The 12,898-nt window shown below is 45.5% G+C and carries 11 protein-coding genes and 1 pseudogene; 9 read left to right on the top strand and 3 right to left on the bottom strand.

Annotation, left to right across the window (positions count from 1 at the left end):
- The first annotated feature begins 329 nt into the window (after positions 1-329).
- From QH73_RS02430 to QH73_RS02415, 4 genes are all read left to right on the top strand, one after another.
- Entirely contained in the window at positions 330-2,543 is a 2,214-nt protein-coding gene (locus QH73_RS02430) for a phosphoketolase family protein (protein ID WP_039715085.1), read from the top strand.
- Between the two features lie 246 nt (positions 2,544-2,789).
- The gene (locus QH73_RS02425; RefSeq protein ID WP_039715084.1) at positions 2,790-3,080 is read left to right on the top strand and encodes a YkvA family protein; all 291 of its coding nucleotides are present in this window, start codon (positions 2,790-2,792) and stop codon (positions 3,078-3,080) included.
- A 257-nt stretch (positions 3,081-3,337) separates the two neighbouring features.
- Positions 3,338-3,742 (top strand): hypothetical protein, encoded by a 405-nt coding sequence (locus tag QH73_RS02420; protein ID WP_039715083.1) that lies wholly within the window; start codon positions 3,338-3,340, stop codon positions 3,740-3,742.
- The gene (locus QH73_RS02415; RefSeq protein ID WP_165587605.1) at positions 3,739-3,879 is read left to right on the top strand and encodes a hypothetical protein; all 141 of its coding nucleotides are present in this window, start codon (positions 3,739-3,741) and stop codon (positions 3,877-3,879) included. The genes QH73_RS02420 and QH73_RS02415 overlap by 4 nt, the downstream gene beginning before the upstream one ends.
- Positions 3,880-3,946: 67 nt before the next feature.
- On the opposite strand, the gene QH73_RS02410 is transcribed toward QH73_RS02415, so the two are convergent.
- Positions 3,947-4,171: a DUF4926 domain-containing protein gene (locus tag QH73_RS02410; RefSeq protein WP_039715082.1), complete on the bottom strand. Its 225-nt coding sequence runs from the start codon at positions 4,169-4,171 to the stop codon at positions 3,947-3,949.
- 48 nt (positions 4,172-4,219) lie between these two features.
- Between QH73_RS02410 and QH73_RS29085 the strand changes: the two are divergent.
- A pseudogene (locus QH73_RS29085) lies at positions 4,220-4,285 on the top strand (type II toxin-antitoxin system HicA family toxin); the annotation flags it as partial.
- Between the two features lie 5 nt (positions 4,286-4,290).
- Here the strand turns inward: QH73_RS29085 and QH73_RS28570 are convergent.
- Together QH73_RS28570 and QH73_RS02400 are read right to left on the bottom strand one after the other, a co-directional pair.
- A complete protein-coding gene (locus QH73_RS28570; RefSeq protein ID WP_286194069.1) occupies positions 4,291-4,422 on the bottom strand; it encodes a hypothetical protein in 132 nt (43 codons plus the stop codon).
- Between the two features lie 9 nt (positions 4,423-4,431).
- Positions 4,432-5,067, bottom strand: coding sequence for an Alr2735 family protein (locus QH73_RS02400; RefSeq protein ID WP_039715081.1), 636 nt, complete (start codon positions 5,065-5,067; stop codon positions 4,432-4,434).
- A 342-nt stretch (positions 5,068-5,409) separates the two neighbouring features.
- Between QH73_RS02400 and QH73_RS02395 the strand changes: the two genes are divergently transcribed.
- From QH73_RS02395 to cobJ, 4 genes are all read left to right on the top strand, one after another.
- A complete protein-coding gene (locus QH73_RS02395) occupies positions 5,410-8,001 on the top strand; it encodes a M1 family metallopeptidase (RefSeq protein WP_039715080.1) in 2,592 nt (863 codons plus the stop codon).
- Positions 8,002-8,456: 455 nt separating this feature from the next.
- Positions 8,457-10,172: an ABC1 kinase family protein gene (locus QH73_RS02390; protein WP_039715079.1), complete on the top strand. Its 1,716-nt coding sequence runs from the start codon at positions 8,457-8,459 to the stop codon at positions 10,170-10,172.
- A 264-nt stretch (positions 10,173-10,436) separates the two neighbouring features.
- Positions 10,437-10,814 (top strand): hypothetical protein, encoded by a 378-nt coding sequence (locus QH73_RS02385; RefSeq protein ID WP_039715078.1) that lies wholly within the window; start codon positions 10,437-10,439, stop codon positions 10,812-10,814.
- Positions 10,815-10,921: 107 nt separating this feature from the next.
- Positions 10,922-12,892 (top strand): precorrin-3B C(17)-methyltransferase, encoded by a 1,971-nt coding sequence (cobJ, locus tag QH73_RS02380; protein ID WP_309476432.1) that lies wholly within the window; start codon positions 10,922-10,924, stop codon positions 12,890-12,892.
- Positions 12,893-12,898 lie beyond the last annotated feature (6 nt).

The following is a 12,898-nucleotide window of genomic DNA, read 5'->3' as shown; positions in this document are numbered from 1 at the left end:
TATTACCTAAAGATTATTTGAGAATAGAAATATATTCATATTTATTAGGGTCGAAGTAGAAACAATTTTGGATAAAGTCCACATAGTAAAAATACAGTTTAAAATTTTATCATATTATTTCGCTCGCCTTCAATGAATTTTCGATTGAAACTAATTTTTAGGCGCACTCATCTGCGTCAGAATTTTTGCTGCAAACAGGCGATTTATAGTTAGACAAATCCAACTGATATGTATAGACAGACCGTATACAACATAAAGCAGAGATTAAATGTAAAATAATTAAAATTATCTAAAAAGTACAAATACTCAAATTAGAGAGGGTATTCAGCATGACGGCATCGACCGAAGCGGCAAAGATAGCAACACCAGAATTTTGTCAAGGAATTCAGTATTTTGGCGAAGCTTTGCCAGGATTCGAGCAATATGGCAAACAAGCAGCGATCGCACCAAATAAAACTGCTATTACCGATCCTAGCGATCCGACGGCTGTATTTCAAACCCTCCTCTATGCCGATGCTTTACGTTATTTAACAGTCCAAGTTACGGGAAGTAAAGCTTCGGGACACCCTGGTGGCTTTGCCTCGCAAGTAGAAGCATATGCAGCCTTGGTGATGTTGGGCTACAAAAACATTATTACCGAAGTGGGACACCACGCCCCAGGATTTTACAGCGCCATGTTTTTAGATCGGTCGTTAGAAGACATGGGCATTACCACCGTACAACAACTGCGCGATCGCTTCCGCGAACATCACGGTTTACTCGGACACCTTTCTGGCTTTATTCCTGGTATTCTCGCCCCTGCGGGTCCATTGGGACAAGGGCAACATTTCGCCATGTCAGCCGCCCGTCTCCACCCCGATAAATTATTCCCCGTCACGATTGGCGATGGTGGATTGGGCGAACCCTACATCATGAGTAGCATGGCGCATTTCCACACAGCCTATCCCGGCGTGACAAATTTCTTGCCCGTCTTGGTGTGGAATGGCTACAGTCAGGAACATCACAGCATGGTGTCCACTCAATCCAACGAACGGATGATGGCATACTGGCACGGTAATGGTTTTGAAGAAGTCGTGTTAGTCGATGCCAAAGACTTTGACGACAAAAACCAACCAGGCGATTATGTCGATAGTACGGCTTTTTCCTTCGAGCAGCGCTTGGCTTTCACCAAAGCCGTGTTAGTTGCAACCGATGAAGCTACCCGTTCTGCTTTGAGTGGAAAACTGACGGTATTAATTATCAAACAATTAAAAGGGGCAGGAGTCCACGCGAGAGGGGCAAAATCTCACAACCTCTATGCGATGCATACTCTCGATAACCCCGATATTGTCAACGCCTTGAAATCGCGTGCTTTATCCTCTGCTGCATGGGAAATTGTGCGGACGAACTGCGAACGCGCTGGTGGTGGTTCGGCGAGTCGGGTAGCTGTAACGGAATCTGTATTACCGCTAGCAGAACTTGGGCAATTGCCGTTAGAAGAATATGCTGTAGGGGGAGATCCGAAAGTATCGACAACGGCGATGGGTAAATTAGTGGCGAAAGTGGGAGAATGCGATCGCAACTACATTGTCACCAATGCTGACGGTAATGAAGCTTCGGGAATTGCCAACATTAACCAAGCACTAAAAATTATCCACCCCACAGAAGATCCTGTATATAACCAAACCCCAGGCGGACAAGTTTACGAACCGCTAAGTGAAGATGCTTGTGCGGGTTTAGCTGCTGGTTCGGCGTTGATGGGTAGTCGTACCTTGTGGTGTTCTTATGAGTCTTTTGCGATTAATGGTTTACCAATTTGGCAAACGGTAACGCAAGCAATGGCGGAATTACGTCGTCCTACACCTTCTACCGTAACTTTATTTACGGCTGGGGCGTTAGAACAAGGGCGTAACGGCTGGACGCACCAACGCCCTGAAATTGAAGCATATTTCGCCGCTATGATGCGGAATGGAAATGTATTTCCCCTATTTCCACCCGATGCAAATTCAATTCAAGTTTGTTACGATTGGGCGCTGACGACGAAGAATAAGGGTGTTGTCATTACTGCAAGTAAGTCACCTTTACCAATTCGCACGACATTTGAACAGAGTCGCAAAGCAATTCAAGATGGCGCGGTGGTACTGCAAGAAATTAAGGGTAGCAAGACAGTAGTATTTGCGGTGATTGGCGATATGGTGTTGATGCCAGTATTTGAAGCTGCAACTTATTTAGAAGCGCAAGAAATTGGCGTGAGAATTGTTTCTGTTGTGAATCCTCGTCGTTTGTATCGTCCTAGCGATGTTGCTTGGGATTCCTGTTCTGAACCGGATGGGGAATTTTTGAATGATGCTGGGTTTGAGGCGTTATTTGGTGGCGATGCTTTGGTTGGAGTAGCATCTGGTGCAAGTGGGATGTTGGAACCAATTATGTTGCGCAGTCATTGCAATCGCGATACTTTCGCTTGGAAGCGGGGAGAAACCACCGCAAGTCCCGCACAATTGATGGCGTTAAATGGGATGACGGCTGAGAATTTGGTGAAACGCGCTTTGGAGTTGGTGGGTTAGATTTCATTGTAATTCTTGGTTAGGTGCATGATATTGGTAGGGGCGCACAGCTGTGCGCCCCTACTATTTTTCACCGCAGATGCACGCAGATGCATTAGCATTTCCCTACGTATATTTCACTCTTCATTCCTACTTTAAATTATATAAGTTTAGATAAAAGAATAAACTGAACCGAATGAACTCTTTAAAAAGCAGTAGATAATTAATTATGCTAAAGCATATTGGAGTATTGATAGTAAATTGAGCATGAATGATTTCCTGAACAATGCTAGACGTTTTCTCGGCTTTGTTCCTTTTACAAAAGATGCAGTAGCCATGTATTTCTGTATGCTCGATCCTAAAACACCAGCTTATGCGAAAGCTGTAATTGCATCTGCACTTACCTATTTTTTATCACCAATGGATGCTATACCTGATGTAATGGCAGGTATAGGTTTTACAGATGATGCTAGTGTAATTGCAACAGCCCTTGCAACTGTAGGCATTCACATTACAGATGAGCATAGGAAAAAAGCTAATGATTTCTTTAATTCATAAAATACAGTTGGGCGAATAGAATTCGCGGCTACACAAACGAAGTCCGCCTTCGCAGACTAATATAGAAAGATTTTAAACCTGCGGATGCAGGTTTTATTTTATAGCTGCGACTTAAACCATACGATCGCAAAAGAATCAGTTGTAAAAGCTTCGCTTGTCAAAGTAACAGGCTCTACATGTCAAGCAAAAATTAAATAGTTTTACTGAAAGTTTTCGTTGTATAGTATATGATTATACTAAAAGCTTTTGCCGCGTAAATGACAGATCAATTACTGCTTTGGTTTCTGTTCAACGTTACCATTGCCTTATTACCTTTTGGATTTAGTGTTTTTAGAATTAAGATGGAGGGAAGAGAACCAACGCTTGAGGAACTATTCAGTAAAGGTGAGTTATTAATTGTCGCCGTGGCAATTGATGCAGATGCACTTGGTAGCATTATATCCAACGGACAAGAATTTCTTACCTGGAAAATTGTATCTGGTGCAATTTGTATGTTGTTTATGCTGTTTGCTTGTTATGGTTATGCTGAATTATCAGATACTAGCTTTCAGAGGACACCGCAAGTAAATCAATTTGCTAGTAAAGCATCTATTTTGCTATCCACTGGTTCGCTGTTAATCAGTGGTGTTTGTAAAATTTTGACAATAGGAGTATCGTCATGAGTGTTAGCTTACTAATTGCTTTGATAGCAATCTTAGGATTGGTAATTTCTACAATTTCTTTACTTTCTGGTTTAGTCTTTCTGCGAAAATTCAAGCAGGAGAAAAAACAAGCACTCAACAAGCCTCAAAAAATTTAAAATGTATGTTTAGAAAACAAAGGCGCGATCGCCCTTTTCAAAATTTATTTGACAACAAGCGATCGCACTAACTCAAAACTCGTACATGAGCAATTTCTTTTCTACCAATGGAACGAACCTGCTCATTCGACAGTGAAATCACTGCTACCGTTTCTCCATCTAAGGTCATAAATTCCACCTCATATCCTTGACGATCTCGATGTACTAAAACAACAGTACCAAGATCGCCTTGCTCTAAATTATGTTCTGGAATATTAGTTGTTAGAATGACGCGATCGAGTTCTTGAATCATTATTCACTCGGTAAAGAAGCAGTCAAAGTTTTTGTAAAATTTGATTATGTGTTAGACCATCAAACTGGAAGCCATATGATACTTTGGCACGAATCAAGACCCACTTTATCAGTCCCAAATCATCGAGAATTAGCACCAGGATTGCTGAGAAGTTTGATTCGACAAGCGGGAATGACGGTAGATGAGTTTCTGGCAAATAGATAAAAGTCAATATGCTCGACAAGCGCGATCGCAAATTGCATAACTCTCAAATGCGAACATCATACAGCGATCGCCTCAAACACTTGCCTATCTCTCGACACAACTTCCAGCTTAGAGTGCAGAGTTACAATCGCCTCAATTAAGAGTTGTTGCGGCGTTAACCCCCAATCCTGTAAAACTTGCAACAAGCGGGCAATTGTTTCATCATCGTGCAATAGAGGAAACTGAAATGCTCTCCCACCACTGGGTAGGTTGACGAGTCCTCGAACATCTCGTGTTGGTGTAGAGTCCTGTTGCTGCTTCTTCCTTTCTTCTGCCATCAATTCAGAAACCTGCTTTTCGTTTGTGGCTGGCAGTCCCCACAACCTGGATACTAACTGTTGATATCGCTTTTGAGTGAGGGCAAATAACGTAGTTAGAGAGATCCGCTCTATCTTCTCAATCGCAAAATCTCGGAATGTCTCAAATAGCCGGATGAACTTTTTCGCTTCAGCCAAAGTCTTGCCTTGCGACTCTAGCCAAGCTTTGAACGTGTCTTTGGGCATAGCTTTGGACATCTGCCAATAGTCGTAGCCTTGAGCTAAGGCATTCTCGACTATCAGGCGATCGCGCTGTCGGATTCTTTCATTTATATCGCGCGATTTTAAAGAATTTTTGTTGGAGGCGATCGCAGCAGGATTTGTTTGTGCTAACATACGGTTACACAAGTAAATTATATTTGCTTTTTGATTTAGGAAGTCCTCAGTTTGTCAGACCGGGGGACTTCCTAAGTATTTTTGTATTGTATCAGATATCTCTGCATAAGTCGATCGAGTAGGGATAAAAATTGGAAGCATTCTGTTGTTTTTCAGACGTAACTGTAGAACTAGCACCTGAAACAGACATAATCTGTTGCTGCATGGCTGAAATCGCGAAATACTCTCACCCACAAATCTGACAACTGATAACTGACAACTGATAACTGTCAAAGGCGTTACCCTGGAAAGAATAGAAGATAAACGTCAGCTATTTTTATCTATCGCGGGTTGACCCTTACCATGCTGCAATCCTATTTCGATACAGACAATAACGGTCATAAACATAAATCTTTTGAGCTTCCAGGGGCAAAACCCCACTATAATCCCGATCGCCCCGGACAAGTCGAGCATATTTTCCTCGATCTCAATTTAGATATATCCAACCAAAGCTATAACGGGACTTGCACGATTCAACTCAAACCCGTCCGTAATGGGATCGATCGCCTGACACTAGATGCTGTCAGTCTGAATATTCACTCAGTTCAAGTCGATGCTACCTCAACGACATACGATTATGACGGGCAACAGCTACAGGTACATCTAGCTGAACCCACACAAACCGGACAATCGATTAAAATTGCGATCGCCTACTCAGTCGCGAAACCCCAACGCGGAATTTACTTCATCGCCCCAGATAAACACTACCCCAAAAAACCAGTCCAAGTCTGGACGCAAGGAGAAGATGAAGACTCCCGTTTTTGGTTTCCCTGTTTCGACTACCCAGGACAACTCGCAACTTCAGAAATTCGGGTGCGCGTCCCCAAACCTTACATTGCCATTTCTAACGGTAGATTAATCCACACTGAAGAAAACGGCGACGACAAAATCTTTCACTGGCTGCAAGAGCAAGTCCACCCATCCTACTTAATGACTTTAGCAGTAGGCGACTTTGCCGAAATTCAGGATGAATGGAATGGCAAACCCGTCACATACTACGTAGAAAAAGGCAGAGAGGAAGATGCGCGGCGCAGCATGGGCAAAACTCCCCGTATGGTGGAATTCTTCAGCCAACAATACGGTTATCCTTATGCTTTTCCCAAATACGCTCAAGTCTGCGTAGATGATTTTATTTTTGGTGGGATGGAAAATACATCTACCACCCTGCTGACAGATAGATGTTTGTTAGACGAACGCGCAGCAATTGATAACCGCCTCACGGAAAGCCTAGTAGCGCACGAACTCGCCCATCAGTGGTTTGGTGATTTAGTTGTCATTAAACACTGGTCTCATGCTTGGATTAAAGAAGGCATGGCATCCTACTCTGAGGTGATGTGGACGGAACAGGAGTATGGAGTCGAAGATGCTGCTTACTACCGCTTGCTAGAAGCCCGCAACTATCTGGCTGAAGACAGCAGCCGCTATCGTCGCCCAATTGTAACGCACGTTTATCGAGAGGCGATCGAATTATACGATCGCCACTTGTATGAAAAGGGTTCCTGCGTCTACCACATGATCCGGGCAGAGTTGGGAGAAGAGTTATTTTGGCGAGCCATCCAAACTTTCGTGCAAGATAACGCTCACAATACTGTAGAAACTGTAGATCTACTACGGGCAATTGAGAAAGTTACAGGGCGAAATCTTTTATTTCTCTTCGATCAATACGTCTATCGCGGCGGTCATCCTGAATTCAAAGTTGCTTACACATGGGATGGCGATAGCAAATTAGCGAAGGTGACTGTTAACCAAACTCAAAACGATTTGTTCGATTTGAAAATTCCAATCGCTTTCGGTTATGCACAAGGCGATGTAGGGGCGCATAGCTATGCGCCCCTACAAAAAACATTTACCGTGCGCGTCAATGAAAAGGAACAGAGTTTCTACTTTCCTTTGGCAGAGAAACCCCAATTTATTAGCTTTGATGCTAGTAATAACTACTTGAAAACCGTGTCTTTAGAATATTCCATTCCAGAACTAAAGGCACAGTTGCAATTCGATCCCGATTCGATTTCTCGCATCTATGCAGCTGAAGCTTTGGGGAAAAAAGGTGGTCTAGAGGCGCTCAATGCCCTCGCTGAAGCATTGAAAAGCGATCGCTTTTGGGGTGTCAAAGTAGAAGTTGCAAAACAATTAGCTCAAATTAAGCTCGACCAAGCTTTTGAAGCTTTAGTTGTCGGATTAAACGATGAACATCCCTTAGTCCGACGTGCTGTAGTCGAGGCTTTGGGGAACATCAAAACTTATGCTAGCTACAAAGCCCTGAAGCCGATTGTAGAGGATGGCGATCGCAGTTATTACGTAGAAGCAGCCGCAGCCAGGGCAATTGGTAGCATCGCTGCCGCTAAATTGGAGGAAAAGCCCAAGGAAGAAAAAGTCTTAAAGCTGCTCAGATCGATTTTAGAAAACAAAGCAGGCTGGAACGAAGTCGTGCGCTCTGGGGCGATCGCGGGCTTGAGTCAAATGAAAACCTCAGCCGAGGCACTCGACCTGATTCTAGAATACACCCGTTTAGGAGTTCCTCAAGCCTTGCGTCTTGCAGCCATACGCGCCCTCGGAGCCATCTCCACGGGACAATCTGCTGCCAATTTAGACCGAATTCTAGAGCGATTGACCGAATTATCTCACGAAAGTTTCTTCCTCACCCAAGTCTCGGTCGTCACTGCCCTGGGACAAATGGAAACTCCCAAAGCGATCGCGATTTTACAAACTCTAGCAACGCAATCCTTGGATGGACGAGTCCAACGAATCGCCGAAGAAGCCGTCTCAAAAGTCCAAAGCTCAGCAGGTTCTGACCAAGCCGTCAAGCAACTACGCGACGAAATCGACCAGCTCAAAAAACAAAACCAAACCCTGATGAGTCGGCTGGAAAGTCTGGAGGCTAAGGCTGCTAACTAGGGAGTCGGGAGTCGGTAGGGGCGGGTTTTTTGAGGATACCCATGATAGAACCAAAAATTCTTCAGTTAAACCCGCCCGTACAGGAGTTGGGAAAGAGAGCAGGGGAGCAGGGGAGCTGAGGAGCAACAACCATCAACCGTCAACCAACAACTAATTACCCATCACCCCTCACCCCTTACCAATCCAAAATTTCCTCACTCCTCATCCCTCACCCCTCACCCCTCCTCTTAACTTTTCTTATCAATTGATTTGTACTTTTATATACTATGTTAAGAATAGATACAATTTAAATAACGTATTCTACGTATAAGAAGACATCGACAGGGCAGTTTTAAAAGGCTATAGTTGACTGTTTGGGAATCTAAGCCGATTGACTCGTAGTTAAAAGTAGTCACGAGATTACCCTGGTTAGTAAACGAGTGTAAATATCCGATTGTAAAGAGGCAAGTCAAGGCGTGGGTCAGTATCAACTCGCTCAGCTTAAACGCTACGATCCAGAAGCGATCGCGCAGTATTATCGCTTCCGTCCTTTGCTGGCTGTAGCGCGGACTTTCAAGGTCGTCTGGTTGTTTGCTGGGTTTATTTTTGGTTTAAAGTGGGACGATTGGCGCGATCGCGAAGAAGAAAATAAGCTCAAACGAGCCGTCCAACTGCGGCAGCTCCTCACCGATCTGGGTCCGACGTTTATCAAAGTCGGTCAAGCGCTCTCCACTCGCCCAGACTTAGTGAGAAAAGATTTTTTGGACGAACTGGTCAAGCTGCAAGACCAATTACCTGCCTTCGAGCAGGAAATCGCTTTCCGCACGATTGAAGCTGAACTGGGACGTTCGGTTGAAGAAGTTTACAGCCAGATTTCGCCGCACCCTGTAGCTGCTGCAAGTTTGGGACAAGTATATCGCGCTCGGCTCCATAGTGGCGAAGAAGTTGCCGTTAAGGTACAGCGTCCGAATTTACGCCCGACGATTACCCTCGACCTTTACTTAATGCGTTGGGCGGCGAGTTGGCTATCTCCTTGGTTGCCTCTCAATCTCGGTCACGATCTGACGATGATTGTAGACGAATTTGGGACGAAGCTATTTGAGGAAATCGATTACCTTAACGAAGGACGGAATGCCGAAAAGTTTGCGACCAACTTCCGCAACGATCCTCACGTCAAAGTTCCCTTAATTTACTGGCGTTACACGAATACTCGCGTCCTGACGCTGGAGTGGATTAACGGATTTAAGCTGAATGACACTGCTAGCATCCAAGCAGCGGGATTGAATACAGATGAATTGATCGAAATTGGTGTAACAGCTGGGCTGCAACAGCTATTAGAACATGGTTTCTTTCACGCTGACCCTCATCCAGGTAATTTGTTTGCCATGCCAGACGGACGGATGGCTTACATTGACTTCGGCATGATGGATCAGTTGGACGAGCGGACGAAAGAAACGCTAGTCGATGCGATCGTGCATCTGGTGAATAAAGACTACGACGAATTGGCAGAAGATTACGTCAAGCTAGGATTTCTCACGCCGGACACTGATATTCGCCCGATTATCCCAGCTTTAGAAGCAGTCTGGGGTAGCGCGATCGGTAAAAATGTGGGAGATTTTAACTTTAAAACCATCACCGACTCCTATTCGGAGTTGATGTATGATTATCCTTTCCGCGTACCTTCTAAATTTGCGTTAATTATCCGTTCGTTGATTACGCAAGAAGGAATTGCCCTCAGCCTCAATCCTGATTTCAAGATCATTGAAGTTGCTTATCCCTATGTGGCGCGGCGGTTACTGACGGGTGAAACCCCCGAACTGCGGCGCAGGTTACTCAATCTCTTGTTCAAAAATGGTAAGTTTCAGTGGCAGCGGTTGGAAGATTTGCTCGACATCGCCAGCTCTGACGACAGTTTTGATATTCTACCCACCGCTCAACTCGGCTTGCAGTATCTTCTATCTGAAGAAGGGAAATACCTACGGCAACAATTGGTGATGGCACTGACGGAAGACGATCGCCTGCATACAGCAGAAGTACAGCGGATCTGGAATTTAGTCAAGGATGAGATTCAGCCCGCACGTCTGTTTGATGCCGCGATTGGAGCGATCGCCAATCTATCTAGAGAAAGAGCGGCGGCGATTCTCCCGACAGCAGTATTTTCACTCATTGCTACCCCAGATCGAGAGCCGTAAGGGGATACATGATGGATGCAAAAGGGTAAGATGTTGAGAGTCACAAAAATTAAAATTAAAAATTGTAACTTGTGCGCTCGCTTGTCAGATCGAATCTGGTTAATTGACCGGAAGATCGCGGCAGGTTGCTCGGTCGATGTTATCGACTCTAAGGGCGGGTTTTGTTGAGAAATCTCTACTACTTATAGAAATAACTCGATAAACCCGCCCCTACGAGCGTCTCGCCCCGATCGCTCTTTTCGTCCATTAAAAAAGGTATCTTTCATGTTTTACCCGTCCACTCCGCCTTATTTCCTGCTCGTTGTAGGTTTGTTTGTCGCCTTGACTTCTGGAGCGGCGTTTTCTGGCACGCTCAAACAGCTGCTACAAAAATGGTCGAGCGATCGCGCCACCGATACCGATACAATGGCTAAAATCCGCACCGGACAATTAATTTTTCCTTTCTTGGGCATGGCTGTTGGTGTTTGCGTCTTTCTTGCTTCTGGGATTGAAATTTTTGGCTTCCCCATCATGATGTCTTATGCTTTTGCCGTTCCCCTGACGTTACTGACTGGTTTGTTAGTCTGGTATCAGTTGGGCAGCATGTTTGCTTTAGCAGAACGGGAAGGATTTCAAGCTTTTAATCTTGATTCTTGGGAATAATCTATCAGTCATTGGTCATTAGTCATTGGTCATTTGTAATGGTTCATAGGTAGGGTGAGCATTGCTCACCTTACTTTTTATACATCAGTGCTTTAGAGCGAAAAATTGTGTTGCTGCAAGACTTTCAACCTTTGTGCGCGATCGCGACGACTTCTATTGGTGCAAACAGATTGCGGTCTATTTGTCAACCTAATAATCCAGTCTGGGTTCCAGAGTCTCTGTCGAGTCTTGCCGGAGTGCAAGCCTACTCAGGTTCGCTCAAATCTCACGTAGCCGAATTGTGGCAATCTCACCGCGCCTTCGTTTTTTGTTTGGCAACTGGGGCAGTTGTGAGGATCGTTGCACCTTTATTGCAAAACAAAGCCACCGATCCGGCAGTTGTCGTAGTTGATGAGGCAGGAAAGTTTGTCATTAGTCTGTGCGGCGGACATCAAGGCGGGGCTGACAAGATCGCAAAAATAATTGCCCAGCTCATCGATGCAACTCCAATATTAACCAGCGCTTCTACAAGTTTAGGATTACCCGCCATAGATTTATTGGGCGTTCCCTTTGGATGGCATAAAGGGAGAGGAGATTGGACGGAAGTGAGTGCGGCAGTAGTGCGTGGCGAACCCGTACAAGTCATTCAAGAAGCTGGTTCTACCTTGTGGCGATCGACAGCCAGCGTCCGGCAGTCAAATTTGAGTTTTGAGCCATCTCCTGACGCAACAGCCAAAATTTGGATTACGCCACGCCCGATTGAGGGCGCACAGCCGTGCGCCCCTACTAGCAATTCCCTTCAGCCTCAAATTCAGTGGCATCCCCGTGTCTTGTGGGTGGGAATCGGTTGCGAACGGGGAACCTCAAGACAACTGATTGAAGCTGGCATTCAGCAAATCTGCCGAGAAAATCAACTTGCCACAGACGCGATCGCGGGGATTGCGACGATCGACCTGAAAGCTGATGAAGTTGGGTTAGTCGAATTGTGCCACGCCTACGATTTTCCCTTACGGACTTTCCCCGCCGAAATCTTGAGCGCGATTTCCGTCCCTAACCCCTCCCCAGTTGTAGAACGAGAAGTCGGGACTCCCAGCGTTGCTGAAGCTGCGGCTTTATGCGCTTGTTTAAATCCACCTCATACAAAGGCGCACCACACAGATTCCGATCGCAAGGTAACACCTACGCTATTGGTTCCCAAACAAATTTTCAAACCCAACACCCCGACTCCCGTACGGGCGGGTTTGGAAACCTGCCCGTACCGAATCCCGACTCCCGAGTTCACGGGTGCAGTCACGATCGCGATCGCCCAATCGGAAATCGAATATACGGGTCGTATTGGTAAACTGTTCCTCGTGGGAATAGGACCTGGTGCGATCGAGCAAATCACCCCAGCTGCCAAAAGCGCGATCGCCACAGCGGATGCAGTTATCGGTTACTCTCTTTACATAGAATTGATTGCGACATTGTTACAACCCCAGCAAATTATCGAAACTTTACCCATTACCCAAGAAAGACAGCGCGCTCAAAGAGCGATCGAACTGGCACAATGGGGTTTGACAGTGGCGGTGGTATCTTCGGGAGACTGCGGCATTTACGGTATGGCAGGGTTGGTGATGGAAGAATTGCAAGCAGGAGACTGGGACGGAAGCACGCCTCAAGTGCAAGTTTTTCCCGGAATTACAGCGTTGCAAGCCGCCGCCGCCCGCGTCGGCACGCCTCTAATGCACGACTTTTGCGCCATTAGCTTAAGCGATTTACTCACCCCTTGGCAAGTCATTGAAAAGCGCTTGATTGCCGCAGCAATGGCTGATTTTGTCACGGCAATTTACAATCCGCGATCGCAATCGCGCGTCCAACAGCTACAAATCGCCAGAGATATTTTCTTACAATACCGCGACCCAAACACTCCAGTGGCGATCGTCCGTGCGGCTTACCGTCAAGACGAACAAATTTTCCTAACAACTTTAGAAAAGTTTCTCGATTTGCCTGTCGATATGCTATCTACAGTATTAATTGGTAATTCTAGTACTCGCACCTATGCCGATTGGATAATCACCCCACGGGGTTATTTGGATTTTGTGCCAGAAATGAAAGCATAGCAGGCT

The sequence above is a fragment of the Scytonema millei VB511283 genome (assembly GCF_000817735.3).
GTDB lineage: Bacteria > Cyanobacteriota > Cyanobacteriia > Cyanobacteriales > Chroococcidiopsidaceae > Chroococcidiopsis > Chroococcidiopsis millei_B.
This window is presented reverse-complemented; position numbering and strand designations above follow the sequence as displayed.

What these genes read in the sequence shown, in the direction of transcription:
- QH73_RS02395 (WP_039715080.1), top strand. Translation starts at nt 5,410, where the DNA reads ATGCTGCAATCCTATTTCGATACAGACAATAACGGTCATAAACATAAA.
- QH73_RS02420 (WP_039715083.1), top strand. Translation starts at nt 3,338, where the DNA reads ATGACAGATCAATTACTGCTTTGGTTTCTGTTCAACGTTACCATTGCC.
- QH73_RS02385 (WP_039715078.1), top strand. Translation starts at nt 10,437, where the DNA reads ATGTTTTACCCGTCCACTCCGCCTTATTTCCTGCTCGTTGTAGGTTTG.
- QH73_RS02430 (WP_039715085.1), top strand. Translation starts at nt 330, where the DNA reads ATGACGGCATCGACCGAAGCGGCAAAGATAGCAACACCAGAATTTTGT.
- QH73_RS02425 (WP_039715084.1), top strand. Translation starts at nt 2,790, where the DNA reads ATGAATGATTTCCTGAACAATGCTAGACGTTTTCTCGGCTTTGTTCCT.
- QH73_RS02415 (WP_165587605.1), top strand. Translation starts at nt 3,739, where the DNA reads ATGAGTGTTAGCTTACTAATTGCTTTGATAGCAATCTTAGGATTGGTA.
- QH73_RS02400 (WP_039715081.1), bottom strand. Translation starts at nt 5,067, where the DNA reads ATGTTAGCACAAACAAATCCTGCTGCGATCGCCTCCAACAAAAATTCT.
- QH73_RS02410 (WP_039715082.1), bottom strand. Translation starts at nt 4,171, where the DNA reads ATGATTCAAGAACTCGATCGCGTCATTCTAACAACTAATATTCCAGAA.